The 18,540-nt window shown below is 40.2% G+C and carries 18 protein-coding genes; 4 read left to right on the top strand and 14 right to left on the bottom strand.

Annotated elements, in window-relative coordinates; translation table 11 throughout:
- The first annotated feature begins 304 nt into the window (after nucleotides 1-304).
- Nucleotides 305-1,531, top strand: a complete 1,227-nt coding sequence (locus HED61_RS03280) for a tyrosine-type recombinase/integrase (RefSeq protein ID WP_029487389.1) — start codon at nucleotides 305-307, stop codon at nucleotides 1,529-1,531.
- A gap of 85 nt (nucleotides 1,532-1,616) precedes the next feature.
- On the opposite strand, the gene rpsI is transcribed toward HED61_RS03280, so the two are convergent.
- Together rpsI and rplM are read right to left on the bottom strand one after the other, a co-directional pair.
- On the bottom strand, nucleotides 1,617-2,009 hold the full coding sequence (gene rpsI, locus HED61_RS03275) for a 30S ribosomal protein S9 (RefSeq protein ID WP_003128901.1): 393 nt from the start codon (nucleotides 2,007-2,009) through the stop codon (nucleotides 1,617-1,619).
- Between the two features lie 15 nt (nucleotides 2,010-2,024).
- Complete coding sequence (gene rplM, locus HED61_RS03270) at nucleotides 2,025-2,471, bottom strand: 50S ribosomal protein L13 (RefSeq protein WP_301337271.1); 447 nt, start codon at nucleotides 2,469-2,471, stop codon at nucleotides 2,025-2,027.
- A gap of 399 nt (nucleotides 2,472-2,870) precedes the next feature.
- On the opposite strand from rplM, the gene HED61_RS03265 reads away from it, so the two are divergent.
- Nucleotides 2,871-4,085: an argininosuccinate synthase gene (locus tag HED61_RS03265; protein WP_003128896.1), complete on the top strand. Its 1,215-nt coding sequence runs from the start codon at nucleotides 2,871-2,873 to the stop codon at nucleotides 4,083-4,085.
- Between the two features lie 59 nt (nucleotides 4,086-4,144).
- The gene (gene argH / locus HED61_RS03260; RefSeq protein WP_029487381.1) at nucleotides 4,145-5,524 is read left to right on the top strand and encodes an argininosuccinate lyase; all 1,380 of its coding nucleotides are present in this window, start codon (nucleotides 4,145-4,147) and stop codon (nucleotides 5,522-5,524) included.
- Between the two features lie 318 nt (nucleotides 5,525-5,842).
- Here argH and HED61_RS03255 read toward each other — a convergent pair whose 3' ends face one another.
- The 11 genes from HED61_RS03255 to HED61_RS03205 form a co-directional block, all read right to left on the bottom strand.
- On the bottom strand, nucleotides 5,843-6,439 hold the full coding sequence (locus HED61_RS03255) for an SIS domain-containing protein (RefSeq protein ID WP_003128893.1): 597 nt from the start codon (nucleotides 6,437-6,439) through the stop codon (nucleotides 5,843-5,845).
- 15 nt (nucleotides 6,440-6,454) lie between these two features.
- On the bottom strand, nucleotides 6,455-6,928 hold the full coding sequence (locus HED61_RS03250) for a PTS sugar transporter subunit IIB (protein ID WP_005469787.1): 474 nt from the start codon (nucleotides 6,926-6,928) through the stop codon (nucleotides 6,455-6,457).
- A complete protein-coding gene (locus HED61_RS03245) occupies nucleotides 6,921-8,006 on the bottom strand; it encodes a PucR family transcriptional regulator (protein WP_003128888.1) in 1,086 nt (361 codons plus the stop codon). The genes HED61_RS03250 and HED61_RS03245 overlap by 8 nt, the downstream gene beginning before the upstream one ends.
- 82 nt (nucleotides 8,007-8,088) lie before the next feature.
- The gene (gene dapA, locus HED61_RS03240; protein ID WP_005469785.1) at nucleotides 8,089-8,979 is read right to left on the bottom strand and encodes a 4-hydroxy-tetrahydrodipicolinate synthase; all 891 of its coding nucleotides are present in this window, start codon (nucleotides 8,977-8,979) and stop codon (nucleotides 8,089-8,091) included.
- 3 nt (nucleotides 8,980-8,982) lie between these two features.
- Nucleotides 8,983-9,399 carry a PTS sugar transporter subunit IIA gene (locus HED61_RS03235; protein WP_003128886.1) on the bottom strand — a complete coding sequence of 139 codons (417 nt, stop codon included), beginning with the start codon at nucleotides 9,397-9,399 and terminating at the stop codon, nucleotides 8,983-8,985.
- Nucleotides 9,396-10,343, bottom strand: a complete 948-nt coding sequence (locus HED61_RS03230) for a phosphoglycerate dehydrogenase (RefSeq protein WP_003128885.1) — start codon at nucleotides 10,341-10,343, stop codon at nucleotides 9,396-9,398. The genes HED61_RS03235 and HED61_RS03230 overlap by 4 nt, the downstream gene beginning before the upstream one ends.
- 21 nt (nucleotides 10,344-10,364) lie before the next feature.
- Nucleotides 10,365-11,204 (bottom strand): PTS system mannose/fructose/sorbose family transporter subunit IID, encoded by an 840-nt coding sequence (locus tag HED61_RS03225; RefSeq protein ID WP_003128884.1) that lies wholly within the window; start codon nucleotides 11,202-11,204, stop codon nucleotides 10,365-10,367.
- A complete protein-coding gene (locus HED61_RS03220; protein WP_005469783.1) occupies nucleotides 11,201-11,950 on the bottom strand; it encodes a PTS mannose/fructose/sorbose/N-acetylgalactosamine transporter subunit IIC in 750 nt (249 codons plus the stop codon). The genes HED61_RS03225 and HED61_RS03220 overlap by 4 nt, the downstream gene beginning before the upstream one ends.
- Nucleotides 11,951-11,968: 18 nt before the next feature.
- Nucleotides 11,969-12,454: a PTS system mannose/fructose/N-acetylgalactosamine-transporter subunit IIB gene (locus HED61_RS03215; protein WP_003128882.1), complete on the bottom strand. Its 486-nt coding sequence runs from the start codon at nucleotides 12,452-12,454 to the stop codon at nucleotides 11,969-11,971.
- Nucleotides 12,455-12,542: 88 nt separating this feature from the next.
- Nucleotides 12,543-13,172 (bottom strand): beta/alpha barrel domain-containing protein, encoded by a 630-nt coding sequence (locus HED61_RS03210; RefSeq protein ID WP_029487380.1) that lies wholly within the window; start codon nucleotides 13,170-13,172, stop codon nucleotides 12,543-12,545.
- A 375-nt stretch (nucleotides 13,173-13,547) separates the two neighbouring features.
- Nucleotides 13,548-14,036: a Dps family protein gene (locus tag HED61_RS03205; protein WP_003128880.1), complete on the bottom strand. Its 489-nt coding sequence runs from the start codon at nucleotides 14,034-14,036 to the stop codon at nucleotides 13,548-13,550.
- Between the two features lie 140 nt (nucleotides 14,037-14,176).
- Here HED61_RS03205 and HED61_RS03200 point away from each other — a divergent pair, with 140 nt between their 5' ends.
- Nucleotides 14,177-14,827, top strand: coding sequence for a hypothetical protein (locus tag HED61_RS03200; protein WP_029487379.1), 651 nt, complete (start codon nucleotides 14,177-14,179; stop codon nucleotides 14,825-14,827).
- Nucleotides 14,828-14,870: 43 nt separating this feature from the next.
- On the opposite strand, the gene rpoC is transcribed toward HED61_RS03200, so the two are convergent.
- Nucleotides 14,871-18,521 (bottom strand): DNA-directed RNA polymerase subunit beta', encoded by a 3,651-nt coding sequence (gene rpoC, locus HED61_RS03195; RefSeq protein ID WP_003128876.1) that lies wholly within the window; start codon nucleotides 18,519-18,521, stop codon nucleotides 14,871-14,873.
- Between the last annotated feature and the right edge of the window lie 19 nt (nucleotides 18,522-18,540).

Genomic DNA, 18,540 nt, shown 5'->3' with positions numbered 1-18,540 from the left:
GTGCTTACCCAAGGCAATTCAAAAATTTTAGTTCATTTATAAGGGGATGATTTTATTAAATCAATAGTCTATCTAAACAAAAAACAAACCTGTGAGTTTTTAGGAATTGATAACAATACTTTAGATAAATGGATTCGTATATATAATTTTCCCGTAATAAAAATAGACGGTATAATTCGCTTTGATGTAGAAGATATCAAAGGCTTTATGGATACGTTCAAAAAGATTTGAATTTTACTTTTGACTGCATATACTAAAAGTAGCGAAATATACTGCCTTACTTTTTTATTAAGGAGTGAGGAAGTTGCCTACGAAGCTTTCAAATGGAAAATATAAAACTAATTTGAGATATCCAAAAAAATTTAAAGAAATTACAGGTATCAGTTCAGAAAAATTCCAAAAAACATTTCCAACTAGGCAATTGGCTATTAAAGCCGAAAATGAAATGAAAAAGAAAATCGCAAAAGTCTTAAGAGAGGAGAATGCAAATTCATTAGAGCTCAAAGGTCAAATAAAATTCAAGGAGTTTTATAAATCTAAATGGCTTCCTAGATATGAGTTAGGGCAAACTACTAGATCCCATAAAGCTCCAAGCGATATAACCATCATTAATACAAAGAATTTATTTCGATTGCATATTCTGCCTATATTTGGTGAGTATGCCATGAGCTATCTTAATGCAAATACCGAAATAATATCAGATGAACTCACAAAAAAGTCGAAGGAATATGCAAACATAAAAATCATTAAATGCTATGTTCGTTCCATGTTTGATATTGCAGAGGTTCTAAATTATATTGAATTTAATCGTACAACAAAAATAATTCAAAGTATTACTGCACCTAAGAAAGTTGCTCTGGAAGAAAAAAGAATACGAGAAGGAAAACAAGCTTTATCTTCGAAAGAACTCACTGATTGGTTAGACACTGTAAGAGATGATTTCAATGATCAATTACTTTCCTTTCACGATTACACTCTTTTTATGCTTACTTTATATCTTGGGGATAGAAAGAGTGAGACCTATGCTTTGCAATGGAAATACATTGATTTTGAAAACCAAACAGTCCGTCTTAAATATGCCTTGGATAAACACACAAAAAAGAAATTTACAAAAGGTCGAAAAGATACTATTATCCAAGTTCCGGAAATTGTAATGACACTATTGCAAGAATGGAAATCAGTGCAAGCTGAACAACTATTGAAGTTGAAAATTAAACAGACACCTGACCAATATCTTTTTAGTTACTCCAAACCTTCTGGTGAAGTAAATTGTCCAGTCCATACTGATTACTTAAATTATCGAATTAATTCTATAAAAAAAAGACATCCCCATTTGGTTCATTTAACTCCTCATAAACTTCGACATACTTACGCAACTTTAGCTAGACAAGGTGGGGCTGATATGAATCAAATTTCTAACGCTTTGACACATTCAGGTATTTCAACTACAAAAATTTATGTGAATACACCTGATTTAGTTGATAAAGCTGTGTTCGAAGCGCTTCAGCGAGGATTACAAAAATCTAATTAATGTGTTCTAGAATGTGTTCTAAATATAAAAAAAGACACTTTCCAAATAATTGGAAAGCGTCTTGAACGTTGATATATAAAGGATATTAACGTTTTGAAAACTGTGATGCTTTACGAGCTTTTTTAAGACCTGGTTTCTTACGTTCGACCATACGTGCGTCCCGAGTAAGTAAACCAGCGCGTTTAAGAGCTAGACGGAAATCAGGATCTACTTGTAGCAATGCACGTGCGATACCGTGACGGATTGCACCTGATTGTCCAGCATATCCACCACCATTTACGTTTACAAAAACATCATATGATCCTTTAGTTTCTGTAACGCCGAATGGTTGGTTGATTACTTCACGCAAGTCAGCGTGTGGAATGTATTCTTCAACATCTTTTTTGTTAACAGTAATTTTACCAGTACCTGGTACTAAACGTACGCGAGCTACTGCATTTTTACGACGGCCTGTGCCGATATATTGAGCTTGTGCCAATGAAATTCCCTCCTATTAGATTAAGTTTGTGATGTCCAATACTTCTGGTTGTTGTGCAGCATGTGGGTGTTCAGCGCCAGCATAAACATGAAGTTTCATTCCTTGTTTACGTCCTAAAGTGTTTTTAGGAAGCATGCCTTTAACAGAAGTTTCGATCAAACGACGAGAATTTTTAGCACGTAGTTCTCCCGCAGAGACTGATTTCAATCCGCCTGGGAAGTTTGAGTGACGGTAATAAATTTTATCGCTTGCTTTGTTACCTGTTAATTTGATTTTTTCTGCATTAATGACGATTACGAAATCACCTGTATCCACATGAGGTGTGAATGTTGGTTTATTTTTACCACGTAAGATAGATGCCACAACTGCTGAAAGACGTCCCATAGGAACATCCGTTGCATCTACTACGTACCATTTACGTTCTACTTCGCCTGGTTTGGCCATATATGTTGTACGCACGATTTTTTTCCTCCAATTCAATTTCACGAATGTTTGACATACACTTGAGTTTCCGGGGCTCTCGTGGGGCAAACAATACCATATAACATAATACCGTCTTAAGCGCCACATGTCAACGTGTTTCGCAGTTTTTTTGAAATTTCCCTTCAATTCTTTTCCGAAAACTTTCAGTTGTTATTCTGACCAAACAGCCTGCACTTTTATACACATTTTGCGCATAATTTGTATACTTCCTGCAATAAGTATCTCTGGTTTTTATTATTATATCAATCTGTATCTATATCCTTGCTAAACACAAGAAGAATTCATTGTATAAATATTTACTTTTTCTCTTGATTTCTTATTTTTATTCTGTTACGATAGCTTCATCTTACTTGAACTTAAGGATGGGAGTTAATCATTATGAAAGAAAAAGTAATTTTAGCGTATTCTGGTGGACTTGATACGTCTGTTTCCATTAAATGGCTGACAGATCAAGGATATGATGTGGTGGCGTGCTGTCTGGATATTGGCGAAGGCCGTGATACACAATCAATCAAAGACAAAGCACTCGATGTGGGTGCCATCGAATCCTATGCGATTGATGCCCGAGAAGAGTTTGCCCAAGACTTTGCATTGATTGCCTTACAAGGGAATACCTTCTATGAGAACTCCTATCCGCTGGTCTCTGCCCTTTCTCGTCCATTGATTGCTAAGAAGTTGGTGGAATTAGCTATCGCTACAGGAGCGACTACCGTTGCTCACGGCTGTACCGGTAAAGGAAATGACCAAGTCCGGTTCGAGGTCGCGATTGCCGCATTAGCCCCTCACTTGAAAGTCATTGCTCCGGTTCGGGAATGGAAATGGTCCCGGGAAGAAGAGATTGCCTATGCCGCTGAAAAAGGGGTGCCGATTCCTGCCGATTTGGATAACCCTTATTCGATCGATCAAAATCTTTGGGGCCGGGCTTGCGAATGCGGGGTCTTAGAAGATCCATGGGCGACTCCCCCTAGAGGCGCTTATGCCATTACGCAAGAATTGGAAGATACTCCTGATGTACCGACGATCGTTGAGATTACTTTTGATCAAGGGATTCCTACCGCATTGGATGGCGAAACACTGAATCTGGCCGAATTGATTATGAAAATGAATCGTCTAGCCGGCGAACATGGTATTGGTCGGATCGACCACATCGAAAACCGTTTAGTGGGAATCAAATCTCGTGAAGTCTACGAATGTCCGGGAGCGATGGCTCTAATGACAGCTCATAAAGAATTAGAGGATTTGGTTTTTGTTCGCGAGTTGGCCCATTTCAAACCAATCATCGAGCAGCAACTGGCCCAAGTAATTTATGATGGCCTCTGGTTCAATCCCTTAACCGATGCCTTGATCGCTTTTCTAAAAAACACACAAGTCTATGTCAATGGGATCGTACGTTTGAAATTGTTCAAAGGCAATGTCATCTGTGAAGGACGTAAGTCAGAGAACAGTCTTTACGATGAAAACTTGGCGACTTATACGTCTGCCGATACCTTCGATCAACACGCGGCGATCGGATTCATCAAATTATGGGGACTGCCTAGCAAGGTCCACGCAGAGATTCAGGCACAACAGCAATTAACAGAAACACTGATTTAGTCAATAAGGTGACTTTTTCCTTTTGAGGGTGAAGTCAAGTTTCTTTCGAGGTGAGCAAAATGGCAAAATTATGGGGCGGTCGTTTCGACGGCAAAAATGAAGCATGGATCGATGCCTTTGGAGCGTCGATTCCTTTCGATCAATTATTGGCAAAACAGGACATCCAAGGCAGTTTGGCTCACGTCAAAATGCTGATCCACACGGGGATCATTGATGAAGCAGATGGCAACAAAATCATTCAAGGCTTGTTAGCGATCCAAGAAAAATTAGCGGATGGTGAACTGACCTTTTCGATTGAGAACGAAGATATTCATTTGAATATCGAGACCTTTTTACATGAAGAAATTGGACCCGTCGCTGGCAAATTGCATACGGCCCGGAGTCGGAATGATCAAGTTGCGACGGATATGCACTTGTACTTGAAGGATGTGGTAAAGGAAGTCATCGACTTGATTGCGGCGTTCCGTCACGTACTAGTGGAGCAAGCTGAAAGCAATATCTACACGATCATGCCCGGCTATACTCACCTGCAGCATGCACAGCCGATTTCTTTTGCCCATCACTTGTTAGCCTATTACAGCATGTTGACCCGCGATCAAGAACGGTTTACAGAAAGTCTCACTCGGATCGATATCATGCCTTTAGGCAGTGCTGCATTGGCTGGCACCACATTCCCTATCGACCGTGCCTATAGTGCGGAAGCATTAGGTTTTGGCTCGATTTACAGCAATAGTCTGGATGCCGTTAGTGACCGTGATTTTATTCTGGAATTTTTGAGTAATGCCGCGATTTTGATGATGCATCTTTCTCGTTTTTGTGAAGAGTTGATTCTTTGGTGCAGTCATGAGTTTCAATTCGTGGAATTGACGGATACTTTCTCTACAGGTAGTTCAATCATGCCGCAAAAAAAGAATCCTGACATGGCGGAATTGATCCGCGGCAAAACAGGACGTGTCTATGGCAACCTTTTTAGTTTATTGACGGTCATGAAAGGTCTGCCTTTGGCTTATAACAAAGATTTCCAAGAAGACAAAGAAGGCATGTTCGATACCACCGAAACCATTGTGAAAAGCTTGCAGATCATGACCGGAATGATCCAAACGATGCAAGTCAACCATGAGCGAATGAAACGTTCGACAGAAAAAGACTTTTCCAATGCCACTGAACTGTCGGATTATTTAGCAGGTAAAGGAATTCCTTTCCGACAAGCCCATGAAATCGTTGGTAAATTGGTGAGTGAGTGCCTCAGTAAAGGCATTTATCTACAGGATATCCCACTAGAAGAGTATCAAGCAGTCCAGCCAGTGATCGAAGCTGACATTTACGATAAACTGGACTCTTATACGGCAGTCAAGAACCGGCATTCTTACGGCGGTACCGGATTTGACCAAGTCAAACAACAGATCGAAGCCGCCAAGCAATCCTTGGCATTGGCATAAAAAAAAGGCTGCAGAAGAACTAGCTAACCAAAATAATCTCAACGATGATAAATGAATGGTGTGATCCATTACCTATTTGCGAATCGGTTCTGCTAACTGCAGAGACAATCTCATCGTTTGATTATTCTGTTTGCTGAAGGGCTTCTGTCAAAGCCTTTTTTATGTCTATCAGAAATACGAAAGCCTGTGCTTTATAAATTCTGATAGTGAAAAACTTGTTATCGTTTTCCTATACAAGTACCTGTTGGATTAAGAACAACTAACCTTTTGATTGTTACCTATCTTAATCAAAAATCATCTAATCAAAATTCGTATCCTTTAGCAATTTTCCTGCTGTATTAGCGACTCGCCAATCGCTCCCCCTGGATGCCATTGCACATACATTTCTGGGGTTAACTTTCGAGCTTCTTGCAAGAGTAGCGATAGCTTTTGTAAAACAATGATTTGTACCAAAACCGATAAGCGAGGCGGCTTGTTCAATAGATCCCCTTCTTTATGAACTGCCGCGCATAGGGAAACATCCGATAAATGACTGAGCGTAGAGTCACTTCTTTTGGAGACGCCGATAATTTTTGCACCATTATTCTTAAGTGTCTCAACTGTATAGAGTAGTTCTTTGGTTTCCCCACTGTTAGAAATAGCGATCACTACATCACCAGCTTTTACTTGACCACTTGATCCATGGACCGCTTCCGTTCCATCTAAAAAATAGCTTGGCGTACCGGTGGATGAAAGCAATGAAGCAATATATCCCGCAACATAAGAGGGTTTTCCGATCCCCGTTACATGGACGCGCCCTCCGTCAGCTTCTGTTTGGAGAATCGTCTCTTTCGCAGCTTCTAAAGATCCTTCATCGATTTTGTCCATCGCTAAAGCCAACTCATCTAGTACACACTGATCATAACTCAATCCCATTCTTTCACCTGATTTCTATTTATTGAAAACCGAATAATCTTTTGTATCCATAGGTGTCGTTTGGAAGAAAAACTTGACGCCTTTTTCTTGGATTTCTCGTATAGCTGTCATTTCTTCCTGAGTGAAATATTCATCGATTTTCTTCAAGAGAATTCGACTTGCTGGATAAGGAAGTTGCACTTCTTTTGAAGAAAACCCCTTATTCACAGCCTCTCTTAGCGCACAAATATTTTTGAAAATAATCATTACATTGCATTTTTCTTCCGTGTCCTGTGCTAAAAATTCCAATAATTGATCGACTGAGAAGATACTAACTTTACTTTTATTAGAAAAGCTAAGCTGCAAAACTTTCTCCAGGAAAGGATCATCTTTATGAGTAGGATCTACAATCGCGATATAACTAGCATTAATGAAGTTGTTCCAATTCAATGCCACTGTTGCATGCAACAACCGTTTGTCCACTCTGACTAATTTCACTTTCTTACTCATAGATCTCACCTGCCTGCTCACGCTTGTCATTATCACTTAAATAGTTAGCTAGTAAATAAAACTGGATCTTACCTTGAAAACTCCCACGAATATCGATATGAAATAGTTCCTCAAATCGTTTGATTTTATACACTAGAGTATTTTTGTGTAAAAACAAACTTTCTGCTGTCTGTGTCAGATTATAATCATTAGTGTATAAATGTCTTGCAATACTGATCAGTTCAGCAGTATCAATTTTGTTGATTCCTCCATTAAAATAATCAAACAGATTCGTTACTTCTTGGTGAGGAACTCGATTTGCTAGGTAATTAAGGACGTAGTCCCAAAAATGGTAAATCTTTTGTCCTTCCATTGCAAAATTTCTCTTCAGCCAATATGTATGTTGATAGCTTGACTGGAATAGCCGCAACTTATTTTGCACACTGCCTACATAAAAATAGCAGTCACTTAATCCCCATTCTTGCAGATCGCGAATAAAACTGTTGAGATAGTCTTTGACCGTCAGCTCCATCAAATTTTTTGGGATGACTTTAAACATAATTATCTCATTATCTGCCATCAATGAGTAAATAGTCTCATCTTCATTGATTTTGTACTTTAAGTTTGTCACTTCTTGCACATCAAAAGCTGTTCCTTTGACTATACGGATTGCTACTCTTGGCTTTGTTCCATCAATGTGCAGTTCTTGAACAAGACGCAGAACTTCGTCAATGCTAAAATTCCTCTTGGCAATCAGTGCTTTGATCAATTGTTCTTCCAAACTTAAACTTTGTCTAGCAGCTTCTTGATTCATTTCATAAATAATTCTTGTTTTAAGCGACTCTGACAGCAAATTTGCCACAATACTTAAACTATCATCCTGTCCATTTACCCATAAATAACCATAGTCTTTCTCTTCAACAGCAATTTTATAGAAGTGGTCGTCTTTACCTTGTTGACTTAGGTCGATCAAAGTACCATTTTTTCTTTTATCGCTACTGGAAATAACTTTTCCATAATTATCTATAAGGCCAATCGTATATTTGGGATTTTCTTGTACAACAAAAATAAATTCTTTAAAAATTTGCTCCAAATTCATTATATTCACCTCAAGCTAAAAAATACGGATCCAGCATAAACATAACATTTCTTATCAACAAATTTTTAAAGAATCCTCACACTTAATCAATTAAATTGTAATACTTTAGCATAGACAAAATTTTCCTGTCATCGGATGCTGTTGTTTCTTTCACTGGTCGTCGAGCGGGACCTACTTCGGCAATCGCAGCCAATTCAATTGCTCTTTTTAATATTGAAGGTACTGTTCCTAATTTTAATGCACCACGTAATTCTTCAATGTCATTTTGTAATTTCTCCGCTGATTCCCAGTTATTCCCTCTGATTGCCTGATCCAAGCTCACGATCGTTTCCGTGATTAAATTGCTTGTACCAGCAATTGCCCCAGATGCGCCTAGTTTATAGCCGGCTAAAATTTTCGAGTCAGATCCAACCAACACGTTAACCTTTGTGCCCCCAGTTACTTCTAGGTAGTCCTTTAAGTTGTTCAAGTCTCCGCTGCTATCCTTGATTCCTAAAACATTGGGTAATTTTGTCAACTCTCTCAAAACTTCTTTCGAAATATTACATCCAGTATTTTTAGGAATATTGTATAGAATGATTGGGATCTGTACACTGTTCGCTACCTTTTGATAATGCTGCAAAATTTCTTCATCAGATGGGGTTATAAAATAAGGCGTTATGACAGATAAAGCATCGGCTCCCAGTGACTCCGCTTTTTGTGATAGTTCGATCGTTTCTTTTGTAGAACATGCGCCAGTTCCAATATAAACAGGTACTCGTTTTGCCACATGATCAATGACCGCTTTTGAAAAAGCCATTTTTTCTTCTGAATTTAACACATGAAACTCCCCGTTACTTCCTAAGGGGAATATTCCAGACACACCTTTTTCAATCAGATGATCCACCAAGTTTTCCATTGCCTCATAATTGATGGTTTCAGCTGTATCTCTATGAAAAGGGGTGACAATTGGGGTAATTATTCCTTCAAACATCTTTTAGTCTCCTTCACTCAATAACTGTTCATTTGTTAAAACAACACTTTCTTTTGCAACCGTAAAACAACTCTCAACAAACGCATCCAGATCAATCGTCTCGGCAGTTGTGCCTTTCATATATAAATCAATAAACATTGGCAAGTTTACACCAGTCACCACTTTATGCTGGTATTTTTTGGTCAACGCCGTCAGTACATTGGAGGGTGTTCCTCCAAATAGATCAACTAAAGCAATCGTTGGCCCACTAATGGTTTCAAATAATTCATTGGCTTCTGCCAAAAAGTTTTCAAAAGATTTATCGGGAAGCAGTGATAGGCTATAGACATTCACCGTCTTTCCTACGATCATTTCAGCCGAACGAGTCAATTCTGCGCCAAATGATCCGTGAGTTGCCACGACTAGATTCAATTTAGTCATTTTCTCTCTCCTTCATAGTTTAGCAATTTACTCAAAACAATATCCGTTGAAATTTCGCAAGTTCTGGCTTCGGATTCAATCGTTCTGGCACCTGTATGGGGTGTTAGATAGAAGTTTTCCCTCGCAAGCAATGGGTCCTCAGATTTCGGCGGCTCTGAACTAAATACATCGAAACAAGCACTGCGAATGACTTTCCCAGCTAAAGCTTTAGATAACGCCTCCTCGTCAACAATGCCTCCTCGTGCAGTATTGATTAAACAAGCATTATCTTTCATTCTGTTTAATTCAGCAGTTGAGATTAGATTTTTAGTTTTTTCCGTTAAAGGTAAATGTAGTGAGACGTAATCCGATTCCTGCAGCAATGTTTCCAATGCTAGTTGCTCTGCATCATACTGTTTCAGCTCTTCAACCGGCACATCATAAACGTCATAAATCCGAACATGCATCCCAACACCCTGTGCTTGTCGTGCTAACTGTTTCCCAATCGCACCAAATCCAATGATACCAATTGTTTTTCCATATAATTCTCTGCCGGTAGGTTTCTGCCATTCTCCTTCTTTGACTTCACGAACCGTTTCATAAATATTTTTTGATTCACTGTAAATTAACGCCATAACATGTTCTGCGACAGCGATAGAATTAGAGCCAATGGTTCGTCCAACATAAATTCCTTTCGATTCCGCGTAAGCAACATCGATGTTGTCGGTTCCGACACCGAATTTGCAAATCACTTTTAACTGTGGGCACTGATCGATAAATGCCTGATCAATAAGATCGACACCAACAATAATCCCATCCGCATCCTTTGATAATTCAAGAAATTTTTCAGGTGAATAAGCTTGACCAGTGTTGTTATAACTCACTTGAAATCCGTGAGAACGCAGTTTGTCCAATTCCTTTTCCCCATAATTTGCAAAACCGCGAGGTGTAATGACTATCTTCATTTGCGTTTTCTCCAATCTTCCTTACAAAATACCAAAAAAGGTTAGCGCGATTGCAAAGAGCATCGTCGCAATAATGATCTGCAGGTATTTGGGTCCTTTTTTCATGATATAAAAATACATTGCCATAACTAAACAGAAAGGCAGAAAGCTCGGTAGCATACCGTCAATAATTTCTTGAACCGAGGTTGTCCCTGTTTCATTGCTAAATTCAAGAATCGTCGAAAAATTGACATACGCCGCAGACAGACACCCAATCATAAAGAGACCAACAATACTCGCAATGTCGATGACTTTTTTGATTGATCCAGAATTCAAAATATTTAATACAGAACTCTTTCCTAGAGTGTATCCTTTATTAATCAAAAACCATGACCAGCCAAAACTCCATGCGATGTAGATAACTCCTGGGATAAATGCTGCTAGAATTGATCCGTTCAAAGCCATAGGTACAAAAATCGCGAGTGGTATTGTAGCTACGATACCTTGGTCGACGCTATCACCAATCCCTGCTAAAGGTCCCATTAAACCAATTTTTAACGACTCGATGACTTCAGGTGTAATCTCTTCATTTCCATTAGCCCGCTGTTCTTCTAAAGAAATGACGATTCCATGAATAATACTTCCCCAATCACAATTCGTATTAAACATTTGTACATGTCGTTTCATCGCTGCTTGTAATTCTTCTGGGTCATCTTTATAAATTTTTTGAAGTGTCTTATTTAATGAATAGCTGAAAGCTAAAGCCTGCATTCGGTCAAAGCTAACCGGAACCTCGACAGCTAATGTCCATTTCCACCATGCTTTTAACAAATCCAATTTCGTAACCTTTTTTTCAGTAGCAACTGTCATTTCTGCACTCATGCAAATTCCCCCTCATCAGAATTTTGTTTGAATAATGAACTAATCATTGCAATACATACAGCAAAGACTGCCCCTGTCAACATTGAGAATCCTAGAACTGCATACATAAAGAACCCTAAAACGAAAAATGGTAAATATTGTTTTTTACCCATCACGACCAGAGTCAATGCAAATCCTAATGCCGGCAACATTCCTCCTGCATTGGCTAATCCATTCATTAACCATTCCGGAATAACATTTAAGAATGCCTGAATGACATTTGTGCCAAATAAGGTTGCGATAAATACCGGTGTAAAGTATAGAACACCGTTCGTTAACCAAGGAATCACGAAAGAGAATAAAGACAATTGATCATATTTATTCGCTTCAACCAACGCATCAGCACGCGTATTATAAAATGAGTTGATCGTACGACGAACATTGTTGATCAATACACCAAGTACACCGAATGGTACTGCTAAAGCAACTGCTGCGCTAGCCTCTAGACCACTAGCTAAGGCTGCTGGAATAGCGATACATGCTGCTAAAGCTTGATCGCTTGGAATATTCCCACCAGCCTCGATCCCACCCATGTACATCAACTGAATCGTTGCTCCATATAATAGTCCAGCTTGAACATCCCCATATACGAGACCAATAAAAACACCTAAAACTACCGGTTTTCTAAAGGCAAAAGAAACGAAGTAACTCGCACGACCCATTGCTAACCAATAAATTAAACCGACTAAAGCTGATTGAATAACCATGTTTTCACTCCTTACTCTTTATGCTAATTTTTTTACTGCATTTTGAAGTGTTTCTGAAGGGTAATCTGGTGTCGTTTGAAAATAGACATTGATTCCTTTAGACTCAATCGCTAATAATTGATCGGCATCTTTGCGATCAAGCGTAATGGCATTGTTGACTGCCTTTCTACCAGGGCCCCCACCTAAGCCGCCAATTTGAATTTCGGGTAATGCCAAACCGGCGTTGATCGCATTGGTCAATTCTTGAACACTTTTTAGTAAAACCAAAATACGATTTCTCTCAAATTCGCCATTTTCTTGCGCTGCGACAGCTTCTTCGACAGAAAGAATCCGAATCCGAACCCCTTTAGGTGCAGCCATTTTAAAAACATCTTGCATAAACTCATCTTTGCTTAGTGCTGTATCTACTGTCACGATTTCGTTGATATCACATTGCTTTAGCCAGCGAGTGATCACCTGTCCATGAATTAGTCTAAAATCTACTCTTGTCAGTGCAATACTCATATATTTTCCCCTTTTCTTTCCTATTACTTAGTAAGCGGTTTCTAATTGTTGCTTGTTAAATTTCCTTTACCCACTCTTTTTTCCAAAACTACTTACGGTATTTTTGGACGACAGTATGAATCGCTTCCGCATTGGTCCTAATTTCTGCCACCGTTCCTTTTGTCAATAGGCTCCCGATACCACAGACATCAACGCCACGTTGTAGCCATGTTTCTATGTTCTCAAGATTGATCCCGCCACTAGCTAAAATTGGCATATCTGGAATCGGTGTTTTAAAGACAGTTACTAGTTTAGAACCATAAAAATCCGAGATTGGAAAGGCTTTGATGAAAGCAGCTCCCGCACTCAATGAATCGACAGCCTCTGTAAAGGAAGTACAGCCCGGTGCATAAGGTATTTGGTATCGGTTACATATCTTTGCAACCTCTTTTGAATAATTCGGTGCAATAATAAACTGTGCACCATGCAGTATTGCATGTCTGGCTGTTTCGCTATCAAAAACTGTCCCTGCACCCACACATAATTGATCCCCATATTTTTCTGTCAATTTTTTTATGATGTCGCCAGCACTATTCAATGTATAACTCATTTCCATCACTGGTACACCACCGGCGATACACCCATCAGCAATTTCACACGCTCGTTCAAAGGATTCCGTGCGGACAATTGCTAATGCACCGGTTTGATAGATTCTCTGTGTAACACTCATTTTTTTCATCATTTCTCCTCACCTCACCTATAATTTAAATCGAATGGGAAAATATTCATATGTTTGAACAAACGAAAAAAATCTCCTTTTTTGGATGACAGACACAATCCACTTGATACGAAAGCGTTTTCTATCGCTTTTAAAAAGGTATTTTTTAGCAAAACAACCCTGTAGTAGTGGACTTTGGAATAAAAAATTGGAAATCGAAAGAAGCCCTGATCATTAATAAAGGACAGATTTAGCGTAAAATCGTTCATTTAACCGAACTATCTGAAGGACAGGTTCTTTAGCAAAAGAAAAAAACCGGAACAGAAGTCACACTTCTGTTCCGGTTTCCACTCTATTTATACAGTTTGATCAGAAATCTTTTTTATGCTCACTGAATCAATGACGCACACGTGATTTTGCTGGATCGATTTGAGGCGCTTCACCTAGGTGCGCTTGGATCATCCAGATACGTTTTTCAGTATCTGTTTTGAAGCCGATAAAGATATCTTGTGTTGGATCATCGCCTTCTTCACCACTGACTTCAATCCCTTTTTGGTATAAGTCAGCTAGATAACGATAACCTTCAACAAGTGTAGCTAAACGTTCTGGGATCGTACGGTCCCAGTTGCCGATTTCATCAGGGATTTGTGTATTGTCTGCCATTTCCCGTAATGTTGAGTATGGTGAGCCATCTAATGTGATCAAGCGTTCAGAGATCACATCTAATTGATCATTCAAGTCATCCATAAAATCATCCATCATTGGATGTAAAGTTAAAAAGCCAGGTCCTCGCATGTACCAGTGTGTTTGGTGAACGACCATTGCCATTTGACTTAAGTCAGCAACGAGTTGATTCAACACTTCTTTTGTTTGTTCAAATTTCATTACGATTCCTCCTTTAAATTCTCTATTTCAAGCATAGTATGAATCTAAAAAAAAGTACACCAAAACCTACTACTTGAGAAAATTTCTCAGCTTTTCACGTATTTCTTTATGAGGCAAAGGAGGAGGAGACAGTGTATCTGATGTGGGGGTATATTTTAGGTGCAGCGGTATATGCGTTTATTCAAACCATTTACTGGCAGGATGATCCAAGCGAATATTTTGATGATTTTCATAGAAAACCTCCTATTTTCTATTCCGTGGCCCAGCAGCCATTTTTTCCTTTTATCAAGCATGCTCAAGTTTTATTGGATTGCACTGCTGCTAGTTTATTGGCAAAAAGCGTTTATGCTTGGCTGATCTGGCTTGCTTTCCTACAACCATCCGTAGGGGAGTGTTGGCTGGCGTTGGTCTGGTTGAACAGTGCTTACCTCCTCACTTTGACAGATCTCTACGATTATAGTGTCAAGGGAGAGATTCTCTATCCTTCTTTGTTTTTATTGGCTTTTACCAATCTCATGAACGCACAGCCTTTTCATTGGCAGAACTTCCTGCTGCTTCTGCCATTATTCTTTTTCGTTTGGCAAGAACAGCTGGGAGATGGTGACTTATTCTTGATTGGTGGTTGGGCGCCTTGGCTGTCTACTCACCAACTCCTGTGGCTGTTGATTATCGCTAGCTGCTGCGGGCTCTTGTTTTTTTCATTGCATAAGCTGTTTGTCAGAAACCAATTACGAATGCTGCCCTTTGTTCCTTGTTTGAGTTTAGCATTAGTCATCGTGCGTTTCCTTTAACAAAAAAGCCCGCTGTTTCATTAGCGAAACAGCGGGCTTTTGTTTAGTTTTGGTTGTTCAATGCATCTTCTGCAGCCATTTGCGCTTCAATGTCGGAAATACTATAGACATTTTCACTCGCAACAGTGACTTCTTTTGGTTCCATTTCACGGTAGCGAGCCATACCAGTACCTGCAGGAATAATCTTACCGATGATAACATTTTCCTTCAATCCTAGTAATGGATCTTTCTTCCCGCGGATCGCAGCATCTGTCAACACGCGCGTTGTTTCTTGGAAGGATGCAGCAGATAAGAAGCTGTTTGTTTCCAAGGATGCTTTTGTGATACCAAGTAAGACTGGGCGGCTGGTAGCAGGAACCCCGCCGGCAACTAATGTGTTGTAGTTGCGGTCTTTAAAGTCAGCGATATCCATCAATGTTCCTGGCAAGATGTCTGAATCACCTGGATCCATGACACGAACTTTACGCAACATTTGACGAACCATTACTTCGATATGTTTGTCGCCGATTTCTACCCCTTGCATACGGTAAACGCGTTGTACTTCACGCAATAGATAGTTTTCAACAGACAAGACGTCACGTACTTGCAGCAATTGTTTTGGATCGATTGATCCTTCTGTCAATGGTGCACCACGATGGATAAAGTCTCCTTCGACCACTTTCATACGTGCGGTAAATGGTACAGTATAGGTCCGAGTATCAGTTTCCCCTTTGATCGTCACTTCTTTCGTACGAGTAGACGCATCTTCAGAGATATCGATTACTTCACCGGTAACTTCAGTGATGACCGCTTGACCTTTCGGATTACGGGCTTCAAAGATTTCTTGGACACGAGGCAGACCTTGAGTGATATCATCACCGGCTACCCCACCGGTATGGAATGTACGCATGGTCAACTGAGTACCTGGTTCACCGATTGATTGGGCAGCGATCGTACCAACTGCTTCACCAACTTCAACTTCTGAACCAGTTGCCAAGTTACGACCATAACAATGTTTACATACACCATGTTTTGTATTACATGTAAAGACGGAACGGATCGAAACAGTTTCGATTCCTGCGTCAACGATTTCTTTGGCAAGGTCTTCAGTGATCAATTGATCTGGTCCGACAATGACTGCACCAGTCTCTGGATGGATCGCTGATTTACGTGTGTAACGTCCAATCAAGCGTTCTTCCAATGATTCGATGATTTCGTTACCTTCACGAATAGCTTGAATATCTAAGCCACGGTCGGTTCCGCAATCTTCTTCACGAATGATGACATCTTGCGCCACGTCAACCAAACGACGAGTCAAGTAACCAGAATCGGCTGTCTTCAAGGCGGTATCGGTCATTCCTTTACGAGCCCCGTGAGTAGAGATAAACATTTCTAAGACAGAAAGTCCTTCACGGAAGTTTGAAATGATCGGTAATTCCATGATTTGTCCATTCGGCGCAGCCATCAATCCACGCATCCCAGCAAGCTGAGTAAAGTTGGAGATGTTACCACGGGCTCCAGAATCAGACATCATGAAGATTGGGTTTTTCGCTTCCAATGATTCCATCAGTTTCAATTGGATCTCATCTTTCGCGGCATTCCAGACACCGATTACGCGTTCATAACGTTCATCATCAGTGATCAAACCACGACGGAATTGTTTCGTGATCGTTTCAACTTGTTTGTGGGCATTTTCGATGATGTCATGTTTTTCATGCAAGTTCATGATATCTGCAATACCTACAGTGATACCGGCCATTGTAGAATGGCTATACCCTAAGTCTTTCATGCGGTCAAGCATCCGTGATGTTTCAGTGATGCGGAAACGTTTGAAGACTTCAGAAATAATATTTCCTAAGTTTTTCTTCTTGAATGGTCCGACTAGTTCTTGTTCTTTGATGAAAGCAGGAATATCTGTTCCAGCTTCGACAAAGTACTTATCTGGTGTTTGGACTGTCAAGTTGAAATCTGTTGGTTCATTCAAGTAAGGGAATTCTGTTGGCATGATCGAGTTGAAGATCACTTTCCCAACAGTCGTTACCATCAAGCGTTCTTTTTGTTCTGCAGTAAATGGTTTGTCCCCTAATGTGTTTGGATTGATCGCAATACGGGTGTGTAAATGCACGTAACCATTGCGCCAAGCTGTTACTGCTTCGTCCATGTCGCGGAAGATCATGCCTTCCCCTTCGCGGCCTTCTTCTTCCATCGTCAAGTAGTAGTTCCCTAGGACCATATCTTGAGATGGTGTTACAACTGGCTTACCGTCTTTCGGATTCAAGATGTTTTGTGCTGCTAACATCAACATCCGTGCTTCGGCTTGCGCTTCTTCATTCAATGGCACGTGGACAGCCATTTGGTCTCCATCGAAATCGGCGTTGTAGGCTTCACAGACTAGTGGGTGCAAACGAATCGCACGGCCTTCAACCAATACAGGTTCAAATGCTTGAATTCCAAGTCTGTGCAACGTAGGTGCCCGGTTCAAAAGAACAGGGTGTTCTTTGATGACGTCTTCTAGGACATCCCAAACTTCATCTTCTTGGCGTTCGATTTTACGTTTCGCATTTTTGATGTTTGACGCGATTTCACGAGAAACCAATTCACGCATCACAAATGGTTTGAACAATTCGATCGCCATTTCTTTTGGCAATCCACATTGATACATTTTTAGGAATGGACCAACGACGATAACGGAACGACCAGAATAGTCAACACGTTTACCTAGCAAGTTTTGACGGAAACGACCTTGTTTTCCTTTCAACATATGAGAAAGAGATTTCAATGGACGGTTACCTGGTCCTGCAACTGGACGACCGCGACGACCATTATCGATCAAGGCATCCACTGCTTCTTGGAGCATCCGTTTTTCATTTTGAACAATAATATTCGGTGCATTTAAGTCTAATAGACGTTTCAAGCGGTTGTTCCGGTTGATTACACGGCGATAAAGATCGTTCAAGTCACTTGTTGCGAAACGGCCACCTTCTAATTGGACCATTGGGCGCAAATCAGGCGGGATAACTGGAATAACATCCATGACCATCCAGCTTGGTTTGTTTCCTGAAGCACGGAAAGCTTCTAAGATATCCAAACGACGGATCGCACGTGTCCGTTTTTGTCCGGTCGCATTTTTCAATTCTTCTTTTAGTTCGGCCACTTCGCCGTCTAGATCCACACCATCCAACAATTGTTTGATGGCTTCAGCACCCATCGCTGCTGAAAATTCTTGACCGTATTGGTCACGTTTTTCACGGTATTCCCGTTCAGTCAATAATTGTTTCTTCTCAAGACTAGTGTTTCCTGGCTCGATCACGACATAAGAAGCAAAATAAATGATTTCTTCCAAGGCACGTGGGCTCATGTCTAACACTAGACCCATCCGTGAAGGAATGCCTTTGAAGTACCAAATATGTGATACAGGTGCCGCTAATTCAATGTGACCCATCCGTTCACGACGAACTTTTGAGCGAGTGACTTCAACACCGCAACGGTCACAAACGATTCCTTTATAACGAATTCGTTTGTATTTTCCGCAGGCACATTCCCAGTCTTTGGTTGGGCCGAAAATACGCTCGTCAAACAACCCTTCGCGTTCAGGTTTCAACGTACGATAGTTAATGGTTTCAGGTTTTTTTACTTCACCGTAAGACCAGCTTCTGATTTTTTCAGGAGAAGCCAAACCGATTTGCATACTTTCGAATTTATTTACATCGATCAAAAAAGGTTCCCTCCATTTC

Origin of the sequence: Enterococcus gallinarum, from assembly GCF_021496385.1 — a bacterium.
GTDB classification, from domain to species: domain Bacteria; phylum Bacillota; class Bacilli; order Lactobacillales; family Enterococcaceae; genus Enterococcus_D; species Enterococcus_D gallinarum.
The sequence above is the reverse complement of the archived record's forward strand: the minus strand, read 5'-3'. Positions and strand labels throughout refer to the sequence as shown.